Source organism: Microbacterium deminutum (assembly GCF_039530205.1).
In the GTDB taxonomy this organism is placed as follows: domain Bacteria; phylum Actinomycetota; class Actinomycetes; order Actinomycetales; family Microbacteriaceae; genus Microbacterium; species Microbacterium deminutum.
Genome location: NZ_BAAAOG010000006.1, coordinates 52,059 through 77,049, shown reverse-complemented (window position 1 = coordinate 77,049; position 24,991 = coordinate 52,059). Strand labels below are relative to the sequence as shown.

The following is a 24,991-nucleotide window of genomic DNA, read 5'->3' as shown; positions in this document are numbered from 1 at the left end:
TCTCCTCGCTGTCAGCGCGCGTCCGGCAGCGGCTGTCGGCTCAATCTTGTAGTGGTGGTGATGTGCTCGCCCGGTTCGAGCCGCACGCCGTCGCCTCCGCGCTGGCGGCCGGCCGTTTCGCCGTCGCCGGGCAGGACGTTCGCCGGCTCCACCGCGATCGCGTACAGCCGGCGGAACCACGGCCATCCCGATCCCGCATTCGCCTCGATCCAGAACCAGGCGTGCGGGAACACTGCGCCATCCCACTCGAGCCGCATCGCGAAGCCGCTGTTGGGGCTGCAGAATGTCGCGTGCGGCGCTGATCCGACGTCGCTGAATGCCGCGAAGAGCGATTCGCGCGCACCGGGGCCGGGTAGCGCGATGCTGCCGGGCACGGGGCCCTCGGCCAGAAGCGTGGCGGGAGCGTCGACGAGGTCGGCTCCTGCAAGGCTCCCGGGCGCCTCGGCATCGGTGATGAGCGCGCCGGCCGGGACGAGGACATAGCTGTCGGCATCCAGGAACGGCGCGCCGAAGGCGGGATGCTGAACCAGGCGCGTGCTCACCGGATCACGCGAGAGGTTCTCTACCGTGTCGGTGACGACCAGAGCGGTTCCCTCGACGGTCACCACACGATGCAGTCGCAGCGGTGCCGAGGCGAGGAACGTCTCGAGCTCGCATGAGCCCTCGTCGGCGGTGAGCACGCTCCAGCGCGCCAGCCCGGCCTCGCCGTGGAAGCCCTGCCGGACGCCGTCGTGGGTGCGCTCGGGGCCGGCATTGGGTGCGAGCAGCTGCCAGCCGCCCGGATACGCGTGCAGCCATTGCGCCATCGAGTCGGCCACGCTCATCGTGGAAGACTGCCGGCCCGTCGGCGAGACGGCGAGCACGGGCGTGCCCGTCCGGAGGTCGACGACCTGGACGATGTCCGCCCCGCGTTCCGGCGTGACCACGACCTCGAGGTCGGAGCTGCGAAGGGTGATCGCCATGTCAGCCCCGGAACGGCGGGGTCGGAAGGCCGGTCGCACCCAGTCCCGTTACACGGAAGGTCGAGCCTGCCTCGGGGTCGTCCTCGGGCGAGAGCTGCCACCCCGCGCTCGTGACCCACAGCTCATCGCGCTGGGGACCGACGAACATGCACGACGTGGTCTGCAGCGTGGGGATCGCAACCGAGCGGACGAGTTCGCCTTCCGGCGTGAACTCGTGCACGGCGGAGCCGGCGAACATCGCTATCCAGAGGTGGCCGTCCTCATCGACGGCGAGGCCGTCGGGCAGCCCCTCGGGGAAACCATCCGAGTCGATCAGCAGGGTCGGCGTCGGGTCGAGCTCACTCGTGGCGAGGTCGAACGCGAAGCGGTACAGCCGCCGCGCCTGAGTCTCGACGAGGTAGAAGACATCACCGGCGGGGCTCCACCCCATCCCGTTGGGCTGGGTGAGGCCCGGCAGCACGAGGCTCGCCTGCCAGTTCTCGTCGAGGCGCCAGAGCCCGCCCTTGCCGTCGGCGAAGTCCCCGGCGCAGCTGCCGGCCCAGAACACGCCGTTCGGGTCGGTCTTGGCGTCGTTCATGCGGACGCCGTCGGGGAGGCAGTCGTCGCGCTGGTCGACCGTTCCGTCCGCCGCGATCCCCACGAAGCCGGTCGTCACCGCGGCGACGAACCCACCACCCACGCGAGGCGCAGCCGCCCCGACCATCGAAGGGTAGGCGAGGACCTTCGTCGCACCGGTCGCGAAGGCGGTCGTGAGGATCTCGCCCTTGATGATGTCCACCCAGTGGACAGCGCCAGCCGCGGCATCCCACAGCGGACCCTCGCCGCACTCGGTGCGCCGGCTCACGGCGACGTCGATCTGGATCTGTTCGAGCATCGTTGCTCCCTTTCGTGCTGCTTTCTGACAGGCGGCGTTACGCCACGAAGAAGTCCGGATACTCTTCGCGCAGTTTGGTCGTGTCGGTGAGGATGCGATGGGAGTGACGGTGGATCATCCGGGCTCCGGCGATCGCATCACGCGCGTCGAGCGCGTCGACGATCCCCTGGTGCTCGTCGAGAACTTCGGCGTTGGTCAGCGCCCCACTGAGGTTGAGCCGGCGGAGCCGGTCCAGCTGGACCTTCGTCCCGCGCACGACCTGCCACATCCGCGGAACGCCCGCGAGCGCGAACACCAGTTGGTGAAGCTGCTCGTCCGACTCGAAGAAGTCCTCCGCGTCACCGCGCATAGCGGCTTCCCGGTTGCGATCGACGAGGGAGTGGAGCTCCGTCGTGTCCAGATCGTCGAACGTGATCGCCTGTTCGAACGCGGACTTCTCCAGCGCGTTCCGGATGAACACGGCGTCCTCGACCCCGCTCATGGATATGGGCGCCACCCGGCTCCCGACCTGCGGGGCGATCGTGATGAGCTTCTGGTCCGCGAGCCGCGTGAACGCCTCGCGGACGGGCGCGCGACTCACCTCGAGCCACGCCGCCACCGCCGGCTCCGACAACGGGGCTCCTGGAGGCAGCCGAAGGCTGCGGATCGCTTCGCTGAGCTCTTCGTACACGAGATCAGAGATCCGGGTGCGTGCAGGACTCGGGAGGGACGCGGAGCGCTCCGCGCCCTCGAAAGTCTCGAATGGACGCCCCCGGGCCTGTCCGCGGAACCCGAATCCCTCGGACGACGGCTCACTCGCCATGACTGTCTCCTCATTCGTACCGCGTGGCTCAAGCCCGGGGATTCGGACTTGCACACAAGTATACAAGTAATTGCCTCGGATTGCCAGGAATGTCGATCGACACCGGATCGGATCGCGCACGCATCGACAAACTCATCGTGTCCGACGCAATCACCGAGACGACATCGTCCCATACGACACCGTGCAGAGCGCGTGCGTCGCAGATGCATGTGCCGAGGTCGCCTCCCTGAAGCGGCAGCGAAGGACTTCTTGACACGCCCGGCTGGAAGGACTCGACAACGTGCCGATCCGGTGCCCGGGTCGGCACGGATTGGGTGCCATCTCTCATCAGCCCCGCCACGCCCTCTGCGTCGGGTCTGGCAATGCGATCTCGAAGTCGAAGCTGAGGTCGCCGTCGACCCAGAGCCGGTAGTTCGTGCTCCAGACATTGTTCGCGAGAACGAAGTGCAGGCCGTTGTGCGTGTCGACCGGCGCCGCGCTGCCCCGGAGCAGGCCGGGGGTCCCGGGGGCGGCGAGGTTCGCGTCGAACGGAGTGACCTCGATCGTGCCAGCCGCGGAATGGGTCGCGAGAGCCCGCTCCACGGCATGGAGGTGTCGGTTCCCGCCGGCCACGACCTTCTCGGGATCTACGAGTGTTCCGAGCTTCTCGAAGCGCCAGTGGCCCGACCTCTCCGGATCGATGCGCACCCACGTCGCGTGCGGCATCCGGCAGGCGCGGGCGCCGGTCAGCGTGACATGGAGATTGATGCGATCCCGCTCGAGGCGGTAGGTGATGACCACGCGGGCAGCAGCGCCGTACTCGGCGACAGCCTGGGGCGGCATGACACATCGGGCCTGTACGAACGCGGCGTCCGCGTCGTGCCACGTCGCGACGGACTCCAGCCGAGGAAGCGCGGTCGCGTGCTCGGTCGACTGCTCCGCTTCAGCCAGTCCCAACCTCCCCAGGTCAGCGACCGCCCACGCGCGCGTCCGGTCAAGATCACGCACGTACTCCTCGAGGTACCTGTCGTAGTCGGCCGCGACGAAGCACTCGTGTCCGACGAGGCCGAGCTGATGATCCGGCGAGGCGACCCGAACCCCGTCGCGTGCCAGATGGATGAGCGCACCGGTCTCGCCGAGTTCATAGTGGAAGCCACCCGCAGTACCGCTTCTCGACCTAGCCGCCGCGGGAGCGACGAGGGCACGCTCGGGAGCCTCGACGGGCGAAGGCTCCTGTACGTCCAGCCCGAACGCGTGCGCCTCGCGAAGTGCGCTGGCCGTGTAGTCGCGCTGCTCCGCCCACGACCGTTCGAGAGTGGAGTAGTGATACGGGCCGTCGCCGTGCACGTGGAAGGCGAGCTGTCGGGGGTTGGCTTCGGGGTTGAACTCGTCCGCCGCGCGAGCCGTCTCGAAGCGCTCCTGCCGATGGTTGACGAAATCCGGCAGGAACGTCTTGTGGTCCAGTCCCCAGGTGTGCTCGGTAACCAGCAGCATGGATTCCGCGATCGCCTCGTCGGCCTCCGGGGGCACAGCGCTGCCTGCCGCTGCACGCGCCCGCTTCAGCCGGTTCAGCCGGGACAGCTGGATCGGGTCCGCCGCCGCACCGTGGATCCAGCTGTCGCCGATCTCGTCCGTCACGACAGGAAGTCCATCGCGGACGGGACGGATCGCGTCCCAGAAGTCCTGCAGGGATGACGCGCGCACCTGAGCGCCGGGGTGCTTGCGTTCGAGCAGCTGGTAGAGGGCAAGGACCTCTTCGGTGCTGTGCGGACCGATGTTGTCGTTGGTGAATGCGAAGAACAGACCCTGGTCGGTCCCGAGCGGGACGAATGCGCCCGCGTCCTCCGTGGATCCGTAGTCGCGGTCGTAGTTGACGACGATCTCGCTGCCGTCCGGGGCCCGCCAGATGAAGCACGGCGGCAGCTCCGGCACCTCCGAGGCCGGGTTGACCCCGATGTGCAGGAACTCCACACCCGCGTGGGCCAGGAGCGGCACCATCCCTACCGTGTGACCGGGCACATCCGTCATCTTCGCCACCCGCGTGGTCCGCCCGAACTGGGCGTCCAAGCGTCGGCCGAACCGCAACCCGTCTTGGAACAGACGCGCGTCCTGCAGCTCGGTCTGCGTCGTGAACGGGAGCGCATGCCACTGCAGCATCCCTTCAGCCAGAGCCGCTTCGACCCGGCGCCGCTGCGCCGGGGATCCGTTATGGAGCGCATGGGTGAGGATCCAGCTGCCCGCCGTCCAGCGGAACCCGCGCGGATCGTGGCGCAGCTCCTCCGCGACATCCAGCGCGCGCGGAATGAATTCGTCACGGTAGCGGGCGACGACGCGGTGCGCGAAGTCGGTGAAGCCCACATCGAGGTGGGTCTTGAAGATGACGTGGACGGTGGAGATCACCATGGAAGTTCCGTTCGGCGGAGTCGGGTTGTCTGATCGGGTCGGGGCGCCCCTCACGGGGTCAGTCGTGGATGCCGAGCCGTGCGGCGAGCTCGGCATCGAATTCCCAGCCGATCCCGGGGCGATCGATCGCGTGGACGAGGCCGTTCGCATCGACCTCGTCGGGACGTCGCACGGGATTCGAATAGATCAATGCTTCGTAGTACGTCGTGTTGCTGATCGCCATGCACAAGTGCGTGTTCGGGAGACTCCCCGCGTGCACCTCGGCTCGGAGCAGGTATGAGTCGGCGAGGTGCGCGATGCGCATGGATCCCGTGATCCCGCCGCGGAGAGTCCAGCCGGTTCGGACGGCCGTCGCTGCACCGGTGGCGATGAAGTCGGCGGTGTTCATGTGCGCTCCCGCCGCCACTTCTCCGACCAGGAGCGGCACCGCGACACGTTCGCCCAGCCGCTTGTACGCGGTGACGCTGGACTCGCGCATCGGTTCCTCGTACCAGAGGTACCCGGCGTCGGCGAGGGCATCACCGAGGTAGATCGCGTCGGCGAGATCGAAGCCGGCGGATCCGTCGTACATGAGCGGGATGTCGTCCCCGACGTGTTCGCGCAGGGCCCGGCTGAGGCGAGCATCCGCGCGCACATCACCCCACGCGTGCAGCTTGATGGCCCTGAAGCCGAGCTCCAGACATTGGTCGGCGACGTCGAGATACTCGCTGATGCCGCCGAACGTGACCGTCGACGCATATGCGGGGATCGCGTCGCGGAACGAGCCGAGCAGCTGATGCACCGGCATCCCCGCCGCCTTTCCCGCGATGTCCCAGAGGGCGACGTCGACGACCCCGTTGATGTAGACGGGGAAGTACTCGATCCGGTCCAGCTCCCAGAGCCGATTCCACAGGAACTCCCTCGCCAGCGGATCGGCGCCGACGAGCTCCTTTCGCAGGCGACGCTCGACGATGTCGTTGAGGATGATCCCCGAATGACAGAACCCGAAACCTGTCACTCCGCCATCGGTGCGGATGACAAGCCACGCGCCGGTCGTCGGCCCGTCCGAGCCGGGGAGCCCTTCACGCCATCGGAACTCCGGGACACGCGCAGGGACTTGTATGAGCTCGACATCTACTGAGGTGATCCGCACGGGTGATCTCCATTCCTTGGCCGCGCCGGGCCACTCCAGTGGCGCATCTGGGATTGCGCGAGGGAACCTCTCGTGAGCGTTCCGCGTCACGTGAGGAAGAAGTCCGGGTACTCCTCGCGGAGCTTGGTGGTGTCGGTGAGGACGCGGTGGGAGTGCTTGTGGATGATCTGGGCGCCGGCGACGGCATCCTGCGCGTCCAGGGCGTCCACGATGCCCTGGTGCTCCGCGAGCACTTCGGCATTGGCCATCGCGGCGCCGAGGTTGAGCTGTCGGAGCCTGTCGAGCTGAACCTTGGTGCTCCGGACGATCTGCCACATGCGCGGCACGCCCGCTAGGGCGAATATCAGCTGATGCAGCTGCTCGTCGGATGCGAAGAAGTCCTCGGCATCGCCGCGCAGGGCGGCCGCTCCGTTGCGGTCGACCAGGGCCTGGAGTTCGGTGGTGTCGAGGTGTTCGAGCGCGATGGCCTGCTCGAATGCGGACTTCTCCAGCGCATTCCGGATGAAGACGGCGTCCTGCACTCCGCTCATCGAGATGGCCGCGACTCGGCTGCCTACCTGCGGGACGATCGTGATGAGCTTCTGATCGGCCAGCCGCGTGAAGGCCTCACGCACCGGCGCGCGGCTCACCTCGAGCCACGCGGCGACGGCAGGCTCGGAAAGCGGCGCACCAGGCGGCAGCCGAAGACTGCGGATCGCCTCGCGGAGCTCCTCGTAGACGACGTCGGAGATGCGCGTACGGGTCGGGGTCGGGATCGCGGTGACCGGAGCGGCTGCCTCCAAGGCGTGCGCCGGCCTACCCCGGGACGGGATGCGCGGCCCGGGAAACGGACGATCGGTGCTCATCGGGACTTGTTCCCTTCATTGCGGACAAACGTGTAGGAAGTGCGGGATCTCGGCAGTCCACGGGTCGCGTCGCCTGCACTGTGGACGACCGGTCGGGTCGTATCTCAAGATGTGCGAAAATCCTCTTGCCCTATTCTGGTCTACTTGTATACTTGCACGCAAGCATTCAAGTATCGTACGGTGGAACAGCTCACCGGACGACACAATCCGGATGCGAACCCATCAATCGCGGCCGCAACACGCGGCACGAAAGACGCCCCGCACGGGCTCCCACGCTTGGCCGACGAAGCCGTCACCAACGACGGCACTCGCTCAGCCGGGCCTGATCACGAAGAGGTGAACGAAATGATTGGCAGAAGGCGCGCCGCAGCAACGGCGACCACGGGCATCGTCCTCACTGCACTGCTGCTTGCCGGGTGCAGTTCGGCAGGCGGGCACGCAGCCGCAGGGGGAACCCAGAAGGGTGGTGAAGTCACCCTTGCCAATGACAACCCGAACTGGGAACAGGGCTTCATCGACATGGGCAAGATCACGTCCAAGACGACGGGCTACACGATCAAGCCTCTCTCACTCCCCGACACGGTGAGCTACACGCAGTCAGTGCTGCAGTCGCTGCCGACCAACAAGGCGCCCGACATCATCAAGTGGTGGAGCGGCAAGATGCTCGAGGCCCTCGCGGCCTCGGGTGGAGCGGCGGACCTGACCGACGTGTGGGATGCTGCCGTCGCCGCGGGCGACCTCGACGATGCGATCCGCCCCTACTACTCGTATAAGGGCAAGGTGTACGGCATCCCTCTCGGCGTATCGCAGTCGGTGCACTACTACTCGAAGGCCGCGTTCAAGGCCGCGGGCATCACGGGGGTTCCGCAGACCTTCGACGAGCTCGAGGCCGATATGGCGAAGCTGAAGGATGCCGGATACACGGCTCTCTGCCTGCCGGCGGGTGACGCCTGGCCGGTCATCATGCCGTACCAGACGATCGCAGCCGCGATCGACCCGCAGTTCTACCAGGACCTGACCGAAAACAAGGCCAAGTGGAACGACCCGAGCGGCGTGAAGGTGCTCGAGACGATCTCGGACTGGATCAAGAAGGGTTACACCACTTCCACCGACGTCAAGGGCGCGGACTGCGCCGGGCTCATGAAGAGCGGCAAGGTCGCGATGACGAACTTCGGCACGTGGGCGAACGGCATGATGACCGCAGCGGGCATGACGGATGCCGACTACGGCGCATTCATCGCCCCGTCTCAGGCCGGCCCGGGTGCGGCGAACTACTTCATCGAGGCGACTTCGCTCGCAGTGTCGGAGAAAGCCCCGAACAAGCAGGCGGCGAAGGACACGCTCCTCGCCTGGATGAAGCAGGACGCGCAGGAGGCGTGGCTGGCAACCACCCTCGACCTGCCGGTGAACCCGAAGGTGACGACCGACGACCCGGTGCTGAAGCAGATCCTGGCGCAGCAGGAAGCTGAGAAGCCGGCTCCGCTGAACCGCTACTACGAGTCGTTCCCGCCGAAGCTCGTGCAGTCGACCATCGCGACCCTCCAGGCCTTCATGGTCACGGGAGACAACCCGAAGGCTGTCGCCGACGACCTTCAGAAGCAGGCGGAAACCGAATGGGCCGCCTGGGCGAAGAACCCCTCCCTGGGTTGACTCCGTCGGTGGTGCCCAGTCCTCGACTGGGCACCACCGCACCCTCCCAATCGACTTCGATCTGCTGAGCGGAGTGCTGCCCCGGGTGTCCGCGCAGACCCGCTTGTTTCAGTGAGGAAAACCATGTCGGCGCTACTTACCAGACCCACGACAGAGGCCGTCATCGTGCCTCCCAAGGCCAAGAAGCCTGCGACCCATCGCTGGCAGGACCGGCTGCAGGCCGTGCCCTTCCTCGCACTCGCCGTCGGGTTCGTCGGCGTCGTCCTGATCGTCCCGTGGATCATGACGTTAATTCGCTCGTTCTACGGGAACAATGACGTCGGATTCGTCGGACTCGACAACTACATGACGATGTTCACCGATCCGGCATTGCTCGGATCGCTCGTGAACACCCTCATCTGGGTTGCCGGATCGCTGCTGCTCCCAGTCGTGCTCGGCCTGGCTATAGCCGTCGGAACGAGCTCGCTCAGACTCGGCGGGGTGGCCCGCATGTGCATCGTCGTCCCGTACGCGCTGTCCGGAACTGCCGTCGGCGTCGTCGGCTACATGATGTTCCAGTCGGGCGGCTCACTGTCGCAGGCCCTGCAGGCGTTCGGGCTTCAGACGCTGGACCAGCAGTGGCTTCTCGTCTGGCCCTACAACGTGATCGCTGGGATCCTCATCGCCACGTGGAACGGAACCGGCGTCAATGTCGTGCTGTTCATGGTCGGATTGCAGACGATCCCCCGCGAGACGATCGAGGCCGCCGCGCTCGACGGCGCTCAGGGAATGCGACGGTTCGTGTCTATCATCTTCCCGCAGCTGCGAGCAGTCACCGCGGTAGTGGTCGGCCTCACGATCACGAACGCCCTGCGAACGTTCGACGTCGTCTACGTCCTGACGCGCGGTGGCCCCGGGCGTTCGTCCGAGACCCTGGGCCTGTCGATGTACCGGCAGACATTCCTGCTGTTCGACCCGGCCGTCGGCTCCGCTCTCGCCATCTTCCTCACCGCGATCGTCCTGGTCGCATCCTGGCTGTACCTCCGCCGTCAGATTGGCAATGAATCATGACCACGATCACAGTTCGCCGCGGGCGGCAGCTCCGACCCGGGGCGATCATCGTTGGAGTCCTCATCACCGCGATGTCGATCCTCTGGCTCGTGCCGGTCTATCTCGCGTTCGTGAACGCGTCGATTCCGCTGCAGAGCTACACCGGCAAGCCGCAGTGGACCACGACCGAGTTCGGCTTCTTCGACAACGTCGTACGGGGCTGGGAGGCCGGCAACTTCACGGCGACCGGATACAACAGCATCGTCTACTCCCTGGTGTCGGCGACGGCCTCGGTGGCGATCTCGACGATCGCGGCGTTCGCGCTCGTTGTGATGCCGGTGAAGCGTCCCAAGATGTGGTTCTGGATCATCTACGCGGGAACGCTTCTACCGCTGCAGGCCTTCGCGATCCCGATGTACCAGGCCTCGATCGCCTTGAACCTCTACGACACCCAGCCCGCGCTGATCATCGTCTACACCGCGATCTGCATCCCGTTCGGGTTCTTCCTCGTGCGCAACTTCATGGCGACGCTGCCACCGGAGCTCTCGCAGGCGGCGAAGCTCGACGGCGCCGGCTGGTGGCGGATGTTCTGGAGCATCTATGTGCCCCTCGTACGTCCGGCGATGGCCGCAGCGTTCGTCTTCCAGTTCATCGCGATCTGGAACGAGCTGTTCTTCGCCGTCACGCTCGCCATCAGCTCGGAGACCCAGCCCGTCATGGCAGCGCTGGCGGGGATGCAGGCAAAAGGCTCGCTGGTCGGGCAGCCGGCGACCCTCGCCATGGCCATCGTGATCTCGCTCCCCACCGTCGCCGTGTTCTTCATCTTCCAGCGCTACTTCAAGAGCGGACTGACCGCCAATCTCTAGCGCCCGCACGACAACCCTCGCAAGATCCGCGAGGGGCCGATTCCGACAGGAGCAATTCAATGGGACAGTGGAGTTCTCCCTACTCCAAAGCACCTTCCTTCGCACCGAAGGGGGCGTTCGACAGCCTTCGCGACCGGATGCTGAGCCGGCACGCGGCGGGCGGCCGCGAAGTTCGACTGATCTCAGAGCCGATGCTCGCTCGGCCCGGCAGCTACCCCCGGGTCGACAACGCCGATACCGGACTGGTGCACACGGGATCGGCGCGGCCGATTCGCATTCAGGCGAGCTTTCCGATCACCCACGCTCGGATCTGCCTGGATGGCACGTGGTTCCGTTCCGAGGCTGAGGTTCATTCGCAGGGCGTACGCGTCTACTTCCCCGAAGTGTGCCAGCCGACTTCGGTGTGCGTGCTGCTTCCGGAGGCGCCGGACTTCGGCGAAATGGTCCTGGCAGTGCGGCCGGCGCGGGAATGGGAGGTGCATCTCGTGCACCACTCGCACCTGGACATCGGGTACACCGATCCGCAGCCGCGGGTTCTGCGCGAACAGGTGTCGTTCCTGGACACGGCGCTCGAGCACGTGGAGCACTCCGCGGCGGGCCCCGCGGAGCGCCAGTTCAAGTGGGTGGTCGAGTCGATGCACACGTTCCGGTTGTGGGAGAAGCATCGCTCGCAGCGCACGATCGACCGCTTCATGGAGCAGGTGCACCAGGGAAACATCGAACTCACCGCCGCCCCGTACAACATGGCGACCGAGGCGGCATCCACTTCTGAACTGCACGAGCTGTTCCGGCACACCCGTGATGTGCGCCGTCGCTACGGCCTGGAGATCCCGGTCGCGATGCAGACGGATGTCCCCGGTGTCGTATCCGGCTTCGTCGACGCGCTCGCTGACAACAAGGTGAGGTACCTGTCCGTGGCGCACAACTGGGCGGGCCGGTCCGCGCCGCACCTCCGAGACGGCGAGGACATGCCTCAGCTGTTCTGGCTGCGAGCAAACAGCGGCGAGCGGGTGCTCACCTGGATGACCGACTCCGGTCACGGCCTGGCATACCAGGAGGGCACCTTCATCGGCTTCTCCCAGTCGTACGACATGGTCGACGACCTGTTTCCGCTTTACATGAGTTCGCTCGAGACGAACCCGTGGCCCTTCGACGAGAAGGCGTTCGGGTTCGGGCTGAGCAAGGCGACGTGGAGTCGGGAGCCGTACCCCCACGACATCGTGCACTTCCGCGTCCAGGGGCGCCTGGCGGACAACGCGCCGGCGAACCGTCGCATCGCCGAGGTGATCGCCGACTGGAACGACAAGTGGGCGTTCCCACGCCTCGCGATGAGCACGAACGAGGCGTTCTTCACACAGGCCGAAGGCAAGCTCGGAGACCAGCTGCCCACATTCCGCGGCGACTGGCACAACTGGTGGGCAGACGGTGCCGGATCCAGCGCCCGCGGCATGCAGCTGGTGCGCGAAGCACAGAACCGGCTCTCGCAGGTCGAGACGCTTTCGACGCTCCTTCCCGAGGCGCCCGGCACCGTGGTCGAGGAGTCGACGCGGGCAGCGTGGGCGGGAATCGCGCTGTTCGATGAGCACACGTGGGGCGCAGCCGATCCCTGGACATGGGGTGACACCGGCATGATGTCCCAGGAGGACCAGTGGCATTGGAAGTTCTCCAAGGTCCAGCAGGCCCAGGACGAAGTGCTGCTCCTGGAGGATGACATCGCCATCCGGCTCGCGGAGCAGCTGGGCCATCCCGGGGACGCCGAGGCGAGCATCTGGGTGGTGAACACACACGCGCATGCCCGTGCCGGTGAGGTCACCGTGTTCATGCCCGAATCGGTCCTCGCCAATGAAGCGGTCATCGCCCTCAAGGATGCCCGAACGGGTGAACCGCTGCCGCATCGGGAGGTGCCGCAGACCAACCCGTACCACCGTGAGGCCGGCCGCTGGCTGGTCTTCCAGGCGCCGGAGGTCCCGGGCCTCGGGCACGGGCGGATTCGGGTGCACGCGACAGGCCGGCTCGACACCCGGCCGGCGTACAACGCGTGGAATCCCGACTTCGATGTCCCGGTGACGCCGGGGGTGGTCGGCGGCGCTCCGATCGGGACGGGGGAACTGTCAGAGGACGGACGCTGCGCGGTCCTCGAGAACGAGCATCTGAAGGTGAGCGTCGACATCGCACGCGGCACGATCTGCGAGATCCTGCTCAAGTCCGAAGGCCGCGACCTCGTCAACAGCAACTCGGTGTTCGGCTTCAACGCCTACGTCTACGACATCTACGGCACCGCGCCGAAGGTCAACCACATGTCCGGCCACAGTCTCGTGCTCGACGATGAGATCACCCTCCTGACGAGCCGAGTGGTGAACACCGGCGCTTACGCCGCCGAGTACGGCTCGGACGGTCTTGGGCAGTGGCTGACGTATCGCACCCGGTGCGGCGAGCAGGAGATCATCACCCGGCTCGACCTCCACGCCGGCAGCGACGTCCTCAGGATCTCGAATCGGATCAAGAAGGCCGCGACCCTGACGAAGGAAGCCGGCTTCTTCGCGTTCCCCTTCGACATCCACGACCCGACGGTGCGAAGCGAAGTCTCGGGCTCCGTGATCGGCACAGACATCGAGCACGTGCCAGGCGCAGCGCACTACATGCATGCGGTGAGGCACTGGGCATCGCTCAGCTCAGGCGACGGATCGGCGAGCCTCGCAATCGTCGATGCACCCCTCGTCCAGGTCGCCGACATCGCGCTGCCGTACCTCCCGTTCCCCGCGACCCTGCCGAAGGCCGAGCCGGCCACGGTGTTCTCCTGGGTCCACAACAACCAGTGGGACACCAACTACCCGGTGCAGCAGGGACTCGACATGGAGTTCCGGTACGCCGTCAGCGGATCCGCTGCGTCGTCGGCGAACGAAGCCTCGGCGCGAGCTGCGGAGGTCGCCGGCTCAGTCGTGCAGCCCCTCCGAGGGGTTCTCGCCAGCCCGATCGCCGCCGGCGCAGGGACGGGGTCGGTGCCCGCGGGGGAGCTCTCGATCCAGCATCCGGGCGTCCGCCTGATCGACCGGCGCTGGACGGAAGATGGGCGGCTGCTCTGCCGTTTCCAGTCGATCGTCGATCACGACGTCGAGGCGAGGATCGTGCACGAGGGAGTCCGAAGTGCGCGCACGTCGTCCATGCTCGGCGACGTTCGCTCAGAGCTCGTCGTGAGCGACAGCGGCTTCGATGTCGCCGTTCCCGCGTTCGGGACGACCGCGGTCATCGTCGACATGAACCCTTCCCACTGAGTGAACCCGGAGGCTCTTCGATGCGCACCGCAACCCGTACCGATGCCGAGCTCTTCGAGCTCGTCAATACCCGCCTGTACACCGCCGTGATCGGCGACATCCTCGACCAGCTGGGGCGCCCGACGCAGTTCCTGCCGCCGCAGATCCGGCCGCTCGTTCCGACGATGCGCCTGGCCGGGCGGGCGATGCCGGCGCTGGTCGCCGACGTGCACGGACCGCAGGCCAAGCCGTTCGGGCTGCTCACGGAAGCCCTCGACCAGCTCGAGCCCGGCGAAGTGTGGCTCGCGCCCCGCACGAGCAATCTCGCCGCGATGTGGGGCGAGATCCTGACGGCGACGGCGCAGTCTCGCGGCGCGGTCGGGGCGGTCGTGGACGGTTACCACCGCGACACGGTGAAGGTCCTCGGGCAGAACTTTCCGGTCTTCAGCCACGGGAACTACGCTCAGGACTCCTCGATCCGGACGATCGTGCACGACTACCGGACCCCCGTGACGATGGGGGGCGTCCGCGTCGCACCCGGCGACCTCGTCGTCGGCGACATCGACGGGGTTCTCGTGATCCCCCGCGACGTCGAGGACGAGGTCATCGAACGAGCGCTGGCCAAGGCGTCGACCGAGAACGTCGTCCGCCAAGCGATCGAAGCCGGCATGAGCGCGACTGACGCGTTCGCGGCCTACGGTGTGCTCTGACGCCGGCAGAACCACGAGTGGAGAACCAAGACAATGACTGACCCTTCCCGTCCTCTCGACGGCACAGTCGCCCTGATCACCGGCGGATCGCAGGGCATCGGACGCGGCATTGCCGAGGTCTTCGCGGCCCACGGTGCGGCCGTCGTCGTGCACGGCCTGACCGAGGACTACGTGGATGAGGCGGTCGGCCTTATCCGCGCCGCCGGCGGAGCGGCGATCGGCGTGCATGGCCCGATCCAGGACGAGCAGACGAGCATTGACGCGGTGGATGCCGCACTCGCCGCCTTCGGCCGGCTCGACCACCTCGTCACGGCAGCGGGCATTCAGCGCTACGGCGACGCGGTGTCGACGCCCGTCGAGACGTGGGACGAGGTCTTCGGCGTCAACGTGCGCGGCGTGTACCTCGCCGCCCACGCGGCGCTGCCCACCATCCGCAAGCAGGGCGGAAGCGTCACCCTCATCTCGTCCGTGCAGGGCGTCGCGACCCAGAACCAGGTCGCCGCCTACACCGCGAGCAAAGGCGCGCTCAACGCCTTTGCGCGTGCGATGGCGGTCGACGAGGCCGAGTACGGCGTGCGCGTGAACGCCGTACTCCCCGGTTCGGTGGACACCCCGATGCTCCGTGGTGCGGCGGCGCTGTGGTCCGACGGCACGCCCGAAGGAATCGAGGCGACCATCGCGAAGTGGGGCACCATGCACGCCCTCGGACGCGTCGCCCAGCCGAGCGAGATCGGCGCCGTGGCAGCCTTCCTCGCAAGCGGCGCCGCCAGCTTCGTCACAGGAGCCGAGCTCCGCGTCGACGGTGGTCTGCTCGCCCGCATCGCGGCCGCGCTCCCCGCCAGGAACTGACTCCCCCACCGATAGGAACCACCCCATGATCAAGCTCAGCGAATTCCTCCCGCCCCGCCCAGAGCAGTCTTGGAGGCTCATCCGGCAAGTCGGCGTCGACAACGTCGTGGGCGTCCTCAACGGCGCCGAGCAGGACCAGCGCATGTTCGCATCGGTCGGCGCTGCCGGCTGGAAGGCCGACGACCGCACCGAGGTGCCGTGGGGGGAAGCCGCCCTGAAGCACAACATCGACGTCTACGACCAGTACGGGTTCACCCTCGTCGCGACCGAGGACACCGCGCCGATCGATAAGGCTCGGATGGGCCTTGAGGGTCGCGACGAACAGATCGACAACGTCATCACACAGGTGCGGGCGATGGGGCGCCTGGGCATTCCCACGCTCGCTTACAACTGGATGGCGCTATCCAGCTGGGGCCGCACCGACATCGCCATCCAGGACCGCGGCGGCGCCCTCGTGACCGGCTACTCCCAGGCCGTCGGTCAGTCCGGCGACCAGCTCGTCGAGCCCGGGCAGGTCACAGCCGAGCAGATGTGGTCGGCGCTCGAGTACTTCCTGAAGGCCGTCGTCCCCGAAGCCGAGGCCGCGGGCGTGCGCCTCGCGATGCACCCGGACGACCCGCCCCAGTCCGTCGACCGTGGCGTCCCGCGGATCATGAGCTCGGTCGCAGGCTTCCGGCGCCTCCTCGAGCTCGCCCCATCTGAGGCGAACGGCATCACGTTCTGCCAGGGGAACTTCGCCCTCATGGCCGAGGTGATCGACGGCGAGACGTCGCTGCCCACGCTCATCCGCGAGTTCGGCACCGAGAAGATCCCGTTCGTCCACTTCCGCGATGTGCGCGGCACGGTCGAGAAGTTCCAGGAGACGTTCCACGACGACGGCCAGACCGACCTTCCGTCGTGCATGGAGGCCTACCACGAGATCGGCTTCGAGGGCGCGATGCGGCCCGATCACGTGCCGACGCTCGAGGGCGAGTCCAACACGCGACCAGGCTACGAGACTCTAGGCCGTCTGTTCGCGATCGGCTACATCCGCGGCCTCGAGCAGTCCGCGTACGGCCACCCGTCGACACGGTCATGAGTATCGACCCGGTCTCTGTGCTCGAAGGACTGGATGATGACGCTCTCGGCAACGCGCGGATCCGGGATCTGCTGGATCGGCTGGGCCTGCTCGCCGAGCCGTTCCAGGCGAACCGGCTGTCGGGCGGCGTCTCGTCGGATATCTGGCTCATCGAGGGCGCCGAAGGCCCGTTCGTGTTAAAGCGCCCGCTGGAGAAGCTGCGGGTCGCCGCTGACTGGACGGCGTCTTTGGACCGCGGCGATTCCGAGGCCGCGTGGCTCGCATTCGTTTCGGAGGCTCTTCCTGGCGTGTGCCCGCGGGTGCTCGGGTTCGACGCAGACGCCCACGCGATCGCGCTCGAGTACGTCGATCCGGCCGCGCATGCGAACTGGAAGTCCGAGCTCATGGCCGGGCGCGTCGACGTCGACTTCGCCGGCGAAGTCGGACGCGACCTCGGGCGGATCCACGCCGAGTCGGCGCGCACCCCAGGCCTCGCCGAGAAATTCGACCATCACGAGCTGTTCGAATCCCTCCGGGTAGAGCCGTACCTGCTGCGCACAGCAACCGTGGTACCGGGGGCGGCCGAGCCCCTCCTCGAGATCGTGGAGAGCCTCCGCTACACCCGTCGCGCACTCGTGCACGGCGACGTGAGCCCAAAGAACATCCTCACGGGACAGCGCCCGATCTTCCTCGATGCCGAGTGCGCGACCTGGAGCGACCCCGCGTTCGACCTCGCCTTCTGCCGCACGCACCTGACGCTCAAGGAGATCCACGTGCCCGGTCGGGCCGCCGCACTGCGCAGCGCGTCGCACGCCCTTGAGGACGCCTACCTCGGTCAGGTCGACTGGGAGGACCCGCTCGCGGTGCAGGCACGCACCGCCAGGCTCATCCCCGCCCTGATGCTGGCCCGAGTCGCCGGCGCTTCCCCCGTCGAATACCTGACGCACGCCGACCGCGTCCGCGTCGGCGAGCTCGCCCGCACCGCGCTGCGCGAACGAGCTCCGATCGAACACCTCCTCGGAGAGCCGCCCCGTGCGGGCGGATCCAGCGACACGCTCGACGAAGAAGGAGTTCCCCATGGGTGACGCGATCGCGTCGGTCAAGGCACGCCGCGTGTGGGACAGCCGCGGCCTCCCCACCATCGAGGTAGAGGTCCGGACGGAACGCGGCGCGACCGGCCGCGGCATCGCGCCCGCAGGAGCCTCCACCGGACGCCGCGAGGCGATCGAACTGCGCGACGGTGGCACGGTCCTCGGCGGCAAGGACGTCCTGCAGGCCGTGGCTGGTGCGAACAAGCGCGTCGCCCCCGCGCTCGTTGGCCGCGACGTCACCGACCAGGAGGGCATCGACGCGGCCCTCGACGGGCTCGACCCGGACCCGATGCGCGCGGCGATCGGCGGCAACACGACGACGGCGACCTCCCTCGCGGTGCTCCATACCGCCGCGAGCAGCCTGGGGATCGAAACGTGGCGGATGCTGAACCCGCGACCGAACGTGCTCCCCCGGCCGCAGATCCAGATCATCGGAGGGGGCGCGCACGCCGCCCACCGCACCGCGGTGCAGGACTTCATGATCGTGCCACTCTCCGCGTCGACGATCGACGACGCGTTCCTTCACGTCGCCGAGGTCTACCGCGCGGTGGGCGCGGTGTTCGCCACTCGCGGACCGAAGCGTGGGGTCGCCGACGAAGGCGGCCACTGGCCGGAGGTGGCCGACACGAACGACGCGCTCGAGGTCCTTGTCGACGGCATCGAGCAGGCCGGCTTCGTACCGGGCGTGGACATCGGGATCTCGCTGGACATCGCCGCGAGCCAGTTCCAACGGGACGGGCGCTACCGCGTGGGCGAACGGGACTACACGACGTCGGAGTGGATCGAGCTGCTCGCGGGCATCTGCCGCGACTTCCCAATCGTGACGCTCGAAGATCCCGCCGGCGAGGACGACACAGAAGGCATGCGCCTCGCAGTCGCCCGCACCGAGGGCCGCACAGTCGTGGTGGGCGATGACTACCTCGTCACGAACGCCGACCGCATCCATGGGGCCGCCGCCGACCGAGCAGTGGAGTCGGCTCTCATCAAGGTCAATCAGGTGGGCACCGTCTCCGCCGCCGCGCGCGCCGTGCGCGCCGCACGCGAGCACGGCCTGGGCGTTATCGTCTCGGCACGCTCGGGCGAGACCGAGGACGTGTCGGTCGCGCACCTCGCGACCGGATGGAACGCCGACTTCGTAAAGGTCGGCTCGATCACGCGCGGCGAACGAACCGCGAAATGGAACGAACTGATCCGAATCAACGAAGAACTGGGGGGAGTTCCCCTCGCGACGGCGTCAATCTAGGATGACCGATTCCCGCCAGAATCGAGAACCTATTCCCATTTCCGTTCAGCGGAGCCAAGAAATCCCACTTTACCAGGGTTTTTTGGCCGTGATGATCTGGGGTAAATTTGTAGCAGGAGCGGGGCTTGAACCCGCGACCTCACGATTATGACTTGGTTTGCCCGGGCTAGTGAGTGCTAGTTGGTCGCAGTTGGTCGCAAGAATCCGCGGACGCGGTGCTTGTTAGTCGCAGTTAGTTCTGGTTGGTGGCAACAGAGCAACCGGCACAAAACCGGCACAAGACTCGCCGGCGCGTGAACCGGACCGCGTGGGGCACTACCGGACGGCTTGGCGATTCGACCCATCCCAATCGGACAATCGTCGAGCATTCGGTTGGACGTGAGCGGATCCCCTTGCGCGCGAGTGGAGGGTCCCGCCGCCGAAGAGTCAGCTGCAAGCTGCCTCGTGACCAGATTGCGTGGCTACTTGACGGCGGTAATCAGCTACGAGCCCGCGGTGACCTTCACGCGGTGGCGTGCAGGGATCTGGATCTCCGCGCGAGCAGGCGGTGGGGATGGATCTCTCCAAACGTGACGGGAAGGTCGCGATCCGGGTGCCGGATAAGCGCGGGGACGTTCACGACGAGCGTGTCGACGTGGGGTGCGACCCTGCCGCAGATTCTCGAGCTGGTCGAGTTCCTGCATACGGTCGCGCGAGCGCTTGGATTGGCGATGTTGGCGCACGGCCGGGCGTAGCTGGAGAAGCCGTCTGGCCGTGTCAGCTGTCGGGATGCAGGATGACACTGTGGGTATGAACCCGGCCGTCGGCATCCGATTTGACTGCGATCGGGCTGATGTTGGCGGTCACATCATCGCGGGCACCGGGCGGTCGGGATACAGCTCCTGCATCGCGTGCTCGTATCGTCGCTTCATCAGCAGAAGGTAGAGCAGTCGAATCGGTGCAGGAACGTTCGTGTGAAACCACTCCTCGCGCTCGGCCTCGGGCACGCTCGCGAGCAGCAGGCCGAGCTGCAACGACAGCACGTCCCTCGGATATTCCTTGCGGTGCGCAGTCAATGTGGCGCGTGTGTGCTTTTCCAGCTCGTCCCACTCCCGCTGAGAGAGGACCGCTTCGGCAACCGGAATCATGTCGTCCTCCTCTTGACCGAGATGCGCGAAGAGGGTGTCGCGGAGGACTTCGATTTCGCCGGCGAGCGCATCGCGTAGTCCCGCATCGGCCGTGTCTACCCACGGGGCGAGCTGCGGCTCGATGCTCGACAGCTGGGACGCGACCTGCGCGTGCTGCGCCCGCATTTGATCGACGTGTGCGACGCAACTGGGATCACGTGTGGTCAATCGATCCCAGAGCAGCAGGTCCTCGGTCTCGTGATGCAGGTGGAGAGCGTAGAAGTAGAGCTTGGCGTAGACCCCGATGACCCCGGCGCGGTCGAGGTCGCCGGCGTCGACCGCGCGGATGAGCTTCGGCAGCTCGCTGTAGAGCCAACGGAAGATGCGATGTACGAGGATGAGGCCAGACGCGTCGCAACCGGGGATCTGTCCATCAGGCACTGACCCGGACGACGGCAGCTTCGTAGCCATTCGAATCCCCCGATCTCGCACGGATCATCGACAAATGACGCCCCACGTGCGGCGAACGGACGAATAGTACACCTGTGGTGCAATCGCCACATCAGCCCCGAACCACATGAACGCCCCCGTAACCGTTGAGTCCCACCTTGTCCGCATGCGGCGGCGGCGTTACGCTCTCGACCGTGGACAGCCACGTCCTGGGGGGGCGAGACCTGCATCGACGATCGACGACGGTCGGATCACGCACGCGTGTGATCGCGCGCGGTTGGGAGCGTCGCATTGTCGTTGATGCGACCGTGAGTCACCGCATCGGTGCAGTGTTCCCTTACCTGTCCGACCCGACGCAGTGGCATGACTTCGCGCCAGCGGTCGAGTTCCGCGAGCAGATCGACGTCGGGCCGCCCCGCGTCGGAACGAGGTGGATGGCGACCGACCGGATTGGCCCGTTTCGAATCCATTTCACCGACCAGCTCGAACTTCTTGACGAGAACCGCCGCGTGGTCTGGCTGTCATCGGCGCCCTGGAACGCGCGCGTCGAGTACGCGTGCGTCGAGGCCGCCGAGGGGACGCACATCCGGGCGGACTACCTGGGGGTGCTTGACGGCTCCTTACGCTGGCAGGTCGGGTGGCTCCCCGGGTGGGCATGGCACTGGATCCTCGCCCAAGACTTCCGTCGACTGGATCGGCTGCTGACCCTCAAGGCTCGCCAAGCCGGGCGATAACAGCTGCAACACCCGCGGTCAGTGCGCACTCCGAAGGTGACTCCGTCGCAGGCCCCTCCGGAGCTTCCGGCAACTGGGTGTTGGTGGGGTGCCGCGTTCGTCGCCGGCGCGGAAGAGTCCGGGCGGCTCGAGCTGACCTTGGCGCACGGCGTTGGGCGCGTTCAATACGCACTCGAAAGCGCCGCCGCGTTGACAGCAAAACTCCTCACGCTCGGGCTGATCGGATGGATCCTTATCTGGACGCTCAATTGCCCGGCCGGGCTCGACCTGACCACCGTGAACCTGCTTGCGGCCACCACGGCATGGGTCGGGGTCGGCCTGTCCTCCGCCAGCGCCGCGCTCGCTGCCGGGGCACTGACAGGGCGTCGCATCGGGGGCATCGGCGTCGGCGCCGGGGTCGCCGTCACCGGATACGTGCTGCAGGCGATTGCGAACAACAGCAAGGACCTCGACGGGCTGAGGGTCCTGTCACCGTACGACTGGGCATTCGGCCAGGCGCCGCTTGCGAACGGCATGGACTGGATCGGGCTCGGCCTGCTGTGGGGCGGCTCGGCGCTGCTGATCGCGTTGGCGACCGCGGGACTCGCCCGACGGGACGTGCTCGGCTGACGACGGACGACCACACGAACTCGTCGTCGCCTTCTCCTGGGGACGTCCCCTGCTCACTCGCGCCCGTCCTGGCCAAGGGTGGCTTCGACGCGTTCGATCAGCGCCTTGACGATTTCCGCCGCCGAACTGATAGCCATGGCCTTCTCTTTGAGACCGATCGCGATCCACCAGCGAGAGTTCAGGACGCAGGCGAAGTCGGCCCGGACTGCAGCGAGACCACCGACTTCGAGCGCTCCGTCGCCTCCGCATCAGGAACCGACGGGGCGCCGCCCGCGAAGTAGGCGATCCCTCGGCTGCCAGATTCGACGCGCGCCCGTTAGCGGTAGGAGGCCTCTTGACTTGGGATTACCCTGCTGACCGTGCGCCAGATCCACCACCGAACTCGCCTCAGCTCCGCGTCGAACATCGGATCTCCCGATCGCCCGCGAAGCATCGCGGTCCGCGCACATGACGTGGCCAGTCGGCCGATCGGGTTCATCGTAACGGGTGTTACTTTTCGATCGTGACAAAACGTCAGGTTGCGTGGGGGTGTCCGTACCGGTGGGGGTCGGCGTCGAAGGTGTCGGCGCAGCTGGTGGAGCAGAAGTAGAACGTCGTGCCGTCGTGTTCACGGGTCGCGACGGCGGTCTTCGGGTCGATGTTCATGCCGCAGACGGGGTCGGTGACGAGTTTCGTGCTGTCGACGGTGTTCTCGCTGGGGTGCGTTGTTGGAGTGTGGCTGCCTTCGTGCTGATTGCCGACCTCGACCACTGGCTCGAGGGTCGAGACCGTGGCAGGGATGGCGGCGGGCTTGGGGGTGAACCGGCGCAGCCGGCTCGAGTTGGTGACGACGGAAAGGGACGACAGTGCCATCGCCAACGCGGCGATCATGGGGCTGAGGAGCACCCCGAACGCGGGGTAGAGCACGCCTGCTGCGACAGGGATGCCGATGATGTTGTACCCGAACGCGAACCACAGGTTCTGCCGGATGTTGCGCATGGTGGCGTGAGACAGGTCGATGGCGGTGACCAGCCCGGACAGATTCCCGGAGATGAGAGTGATGTCGGACGCTTCGATCGCGACGTCGGTTCCGGTGCCGATCGCTGATCCGACATCGGCCTGTGCAAGTGCGGGGGCGTCGTTGATGCCGTCTCCGACCATTCCGACGACCCGGCCTTCGGCCTGCAGGCGCCGGACCTCGCGCGCCTTGTGTTCGGGCATGACCTCGGCCACGACGCGGCCGATACCAACCTGACGGGCGATCGCGGCGGCGGTGGCACGGTCGTCGCCGGTCATCATCACAACGTCGATCCCGCGGGATGCCAGGTCGGCGATCGCGGCAATCGAGCCGTTCTTGATCGTGTCCGCCACACCCACCACGCCGGCTGGGTGGCCGTCGACCGCGGCGAGCATGGGCGTCTTGCCGTTCGCGGCCAGGACCTCCAGATCCGCGGACAAGATCGAGCTGTCGATCCCTGCTACTGTCAGCATTCGCGCGTTGCCGACGAGCACCGTCTTGCCGCCGACCACGGCGCGTACTCCTTGCCCGGTGACGGACTCGAAGGTGGTGGAGCGGGGGATGTCGAGGCGCCGATCCTCCGCGCCGGCGACGATGGCCGCCGCCAGCGGGTGTTCGGAGTCCCGTTCTGCCGAAGCGATGAGCGCAAGCAGCTCGTCCGCGTCGAACCCGTCGGCAGGCAGCAGGTCGGTGAGCGTCGGGGTTCCGTTGGTGATCGTCCCGGTCTTGTCCAGCACGACAGTGTTCATCTTGTGGGCGGTCTCGAGCGTCTCGGCCGAGCGGATCAGGATGCCGTTGCCGGCGGCCTTGCCGGTGGCGACGGTGATGGACAGGGGGGTGGCGAGCCCGAGCGCACAGGGGCAGGCGATGATGAGCACGGAGACCGCAGCGACCAGGGCGAACACGCCGGCTGGTGGAGGGCCGAACACCCACCAGGCGGCGAACGTCCAGATGGCGATGGCGATGACAGCGGGCACGAAATAGCCGGAGACCGTGTCGGCCAGACGTTGGATCGGTGCTTTGGAGCCTTGGGCCTCCCGGACCAGCCGGATGATCTGTGCCAGCATCGTGTTCGCGCCGACTTTGGTCGCGGCGTAGCGGAACGATCCGGTCTGGTTGATCGTCGCGCCGATCACCGTGTCGCCGGCGGACTTGACCACCGGGATCGGCTCGCCGGTGATCATGGACTCGTCGACCGCCGAGGTTCCTTCGCTTACCCGCCCGTCGACCGGAAGTCTCTCGCCGGGTCGGATCACCACGATGTCGCCGAGCACGACGTCGCCGACCGGGACCTCCAACTCGCTGTCGCCGCGGACCACCCGGGCCGTGTGCGGCTGAAGACCGATCAGGGCTCGGATCGCCTCACCCGTGCCGGCCTTGGCCCTGGCCTCCAGAAGGCGGCCGAGCAGGATCAGGGTGAGGATGACGCCGACGGCCTCGAAATACACCCCACGAGCATCTGCGGGCAGTACCCAGGGGATGAACGTGGCCACCACGCTGAACCCGTACGCGGCGATCGTGCCGATTGTGATGAGCGAATTCATCTCGGCCGTGCGGTGGGACAGCGCCAGCCAACCCGTCCGGTGGATGGGCCACCCCGTGTAAAACATGACAGGGGTCACCAGCAGGAACTGGAACCACGGCGCGAGCAGCAGAAGCGGCACCCACATCGCCCCGAACAGGTCATGGGCCATCACTGAGAGGAACACCGGCAGAGTCAGGACAGCGCCGACGATCACCCGCCGCCGCAGGTCGGCGGTCTCTTTGGCGTACTCGGCCGCCTCCTGGTCGCCCTGCTCAGGCGCGGAGGCGGCGCCGCCCGGGCCACCCGCCTCCAATAGGGGGCGTCCCTCGACGGTGGCTGCACGCTCGAGTAGCGCGGTCGTCGTGCCCGACCCCTCGGCTGAAGCAGCGACGACCTTCACCGTGCCGTGCAGCATGTTCATGCCGCAGGCGAACTCGAAGTCTCCAAGCTCGCTCGGGACGAACTCCACCGCGGTGGTCGCGTACGCAGGCAAGAGCTGGTTCACCCTGTACTCGGGGAAGACGACTCGGGAGGAGCAGTCGCCCGTCTCCTGCCGGTCGAACAGCAACCTTGTCCGCACCCCTTGCACCAACTCAACGACGCTGGGTGAGTAGCCGCCCTTCACAGTGATCCTCTGGACCTGCAGATCCCCCTCAACGGACGCGCGCTTGGAGGCGCGCGGGGCGAAGAAGTACCAAGCCAGAAGACCCGTCAGCACCACGGCAATCACCAGGACGAAGACATTCACTGGGGCACTCCTCACGAAAGCGAGCTGGGGTCGTTGATGCACATCATACCCCGCGGGGGTATAAGCGGCCCTCGACAGG

The 24,991-nt window shown here is 66.9% G+C and carries 19 protein-coding genes; 11 read left to right on the top strand and 8 right to left on the bottom strand.

Features of this window, described 5'->3' with window-relative positions:
- Nucleotides 1-11: 11 nt before the first annotated feature.
- From ABD212_RS14230 to ABD212_RS14205, 6 genes are all read right to left on the bottom strand, one after another.
- On the bottom strand, nt 12-962 hold the full coding sequence (locus ABD212_RS14230; protein WP_344095753.1) for a DUF4432 family protein: 951 nt from the start codon (nt 960-962) through the stop codon (nt 12-14).
- 1 nt (nt 963) lies between these two features.
- Nucleotides 964-1,836, bottom strand: a complete 873-nt coding sequence (locus tag ABD212_RS14225; protein ID WP_344095751.1) for an SMP-30/gluconolactonase/LRE family protein — start codon at nt 1,834-1,836, stop codon at nt 964-966.
- A 37-nt stretch (nt 1,837-1,873) separates the two neighbouring features.
- On the bottom strand, nt 1,874-2,638 hold the full coding sequence (locus tag ABD212_RS14220; protein WP_344095749.1) for a GntR family transcriptional regulator: 765 nt from the start codon (nt 2,636-2,638) through the stop codon (nt 1,874-1,876).
- A gap of 327 nt (nt 2,639-2,965) precedes the next feature.
- Nucleotides 2,966-5,020, bottom strand: a complete 2,055-nt coding sequence (locus ABD212_RS14215) for a DUF5054 domain-containing protein (RefSeq protein WP_344095747.1) — start codon at nt 5,018-5,020, stop codon at nt 2,966-2,968.
- 58 nt (nt 5,021-5,078) lie between these two features.
- Nucleotides 5,079-6,152: an enolase C-terminal domain-like protein gene (locus ABD212_RS14210; protein WP_344095745.1), complete on the bottom strand. Its 1,074-nt coding sequence runs from the start codon at nt 6,150-6,152 to the stop codon at nt 5,079-5,081.
- 86 nt (nt 6,153-6,238) lie between these two features.
- Nucleotides 6,239-6,997 carry a GntR family transcriptional regulator gene (locus ABD212_RS14205; protein WP_344095743.1) on the bottom strand — a complete coding sequence of 253 codons (759 nt, stop codon included), beginning with the start codon at nt 6,995-6,997 and terminating at the stop codon, nt 6,239-6,241.
- A gap of 345 nt (nt 6,998-7,342) precedes the next feature.
- Here ABD212_RS14205 and ABD212_RS14200 point away from each other — a divergent pair, with 345 nt between their 5' ends.
- The 9 genes from ABD212_RS14200 to eno all read left to right on the top strand — a co-directional run bounded on the left by ABD212_RS14200 (nt 7,343) and on the right by eno (nt 18,743).
- Complete coding sequence (locus ABD212_RS14200) at nt 7,343-8,647, top strand: ABC transporter substrate-binding protein (protein WP_344095741.1); 1,305 nt, start codon at nt 7,343-7,345, stop codon at nt 8,645-8,647.
- 123 nt (nt 8,648-8,770) lie between these two features.
- Nucleotides 8,771-9,697, top strand: a complete 927-nt coding sequence (locus ABD212_RS14195; protein ID WP_344095739.1) for a carbohydrate ABC transporter permease — start codon at nt 8,771-8,773, stop codon at nt 9,695-9,697.
- Entirely contained in the window at nt 9,694-10,542 is an 849-nt protein-coding gene (locus ABD212_RS14190) for a carbohydrate ABC transporter permease (RefSeq protein ID WP_344095737.1), read from the top strand. Before ABD212_RS14195 ends, ABD212_RS14190 begins: the two co-directional genes overlap by 4 nt.
- Before the next feature lie 59 nt (nt 10,543-10,601).
- Nucleotides 10,602-13,814 carry a glycoside hydrolase family 38 N-terminal domain-containing protein gene (locus tag ABD212_RS14185; RefSeq protein ID WP_344095735.1) on the top strand — a complete coding sequence of 1,071 codons (3,213 nt, stop codon included), beginning with the start codon at nt 10,602-10,604 and terminating at the stop codon, nt 13,812-13,814.
- Nucleotides 13,815-13,834: 20 nt separating this feature from the next.
- Entirely contained in the window at nt 13,835-14,503 is a 669-nt protein-coding gene (locus ABD212_RS14180; RefSeq protein WP_344095733.1) for an RraA family protein, read from the top strand.
- 33 nt (nt 14,504-14,536) lie between these two features.
- Nucleotides 14,537-15,352: an SDR family NAD(P)-dependent oxidoreductase gene (locus ABD212_RS14175; protein WP_344095731.1), complete on the top strand. Its 816-nt coding sequence runs from the start codon at nt 14,537-14,539 to the stop codon at nt 15,350-15,352.
- 25 nt (nt 15,353-15,377) lie between these two features.
- The gene (locus tag ABD212_RS14170) at nt 15,378-16,430 is read left to right on the top strand and encodes a mannonate dehydratase (protein ID WP_344095730.1); all 1,053 of its coding nucleotides are present in this window, start codon (nt 15,378-15,380) and stop codon (nt 16,428-16,430) included.
- Nucleotides 16,427-17,494: a phosphotransferase family protein gene (locus ABD212_RS14165; RefSeq protein WP_344095729.1), complete on the top strand. Its 1,068-nt coding sequence runs from the start codon at nt 16,427-16,429 to the stop codon at nt 17,492-17,494. The genes ABD212_RS14170 and ABD212_RS14165 overlap by 4 nt, the downstream gene beginning before the upstream one ends.
- Nucleotides 17,487-18,743, top strand: coding sequence for a phosphopyruvate hydratase (gene eno / locus ABD212_RS14160; protein WP_344095728.1), 1,257 nt, complete (start codon nt 17,487-17,489; stop codon nt 18,741-18,743). The genes ABD212_RS14165 and eno overlap by 8 nt, the downstream gene beginning before the upstream one ends.
- A gap of 842 nt (nt 18,744-19,585) precedes the next feature.
- Here the strand turns inward: eno and ABD212_RS14155 are convergent.
- Nucleotides 19,586-20,320 carry a hemerythrin domain-containing protein gene (locus ABD212_RS14155; protein WP_344095727.1) on the bottom strand — a complete coding sequence of 245 codons (735 nt, stop codon included), beginning with the start codon at nt 20,318-20,320 and terminating at the stop codon, nt 19,586-19,588.
- Nucleotides 20,321-20,607: 287 nt separating this feature from the next.
- On the opposite strand from ABD212_RS14155, the gene ABD212_RS14150 reads away from it, so the two are divergent.
- Both ABD212_RS14150 and ABD212_RS14145 read left to right on the top strand, forming a co-directional pair.
- The gene (locus ABD212_RS14150) at nt 20,608-21,033 is read left to right on the top strand and encodes an SRPBCC family protein (RefSeq protein WP_344095725.1); all 426 of its coding nucleotides are present in this window, start codon (nt 20,608-20,610) and stop codon (nt 21,031-21,033) included.
- 189 nt (nt 21,034-21,222) lie between these two features.
- Entirely contained in the window at nt 21,223-21,642 is a 420-nt protein-coding gene (locus tag ABD212_RS14145; RefSeq protein ID WP_344095723.1) for a hypothetical protein, read from the top strand.
- Between the two features lie 513 nt (nt 21,643-22,155).
- On the opposite strand, the gene ABD212_RS14140 is transcribed toward ABD212_RS14145, so the two are convergent.
- Complete coding sequence (locus ABD212_RS14140) at nt 22,156-24,912, bottom strand: heavy metal translocating P-type ATPase (RefSeq protein ID WP_344095721.1); 2,757 nt, start codon at nt 24,910-24,912, stop codon at nt 22,156-22,158.
- Between the last annotated feature and the right edge of the window lie 79 nt (nt 24,913-24,991).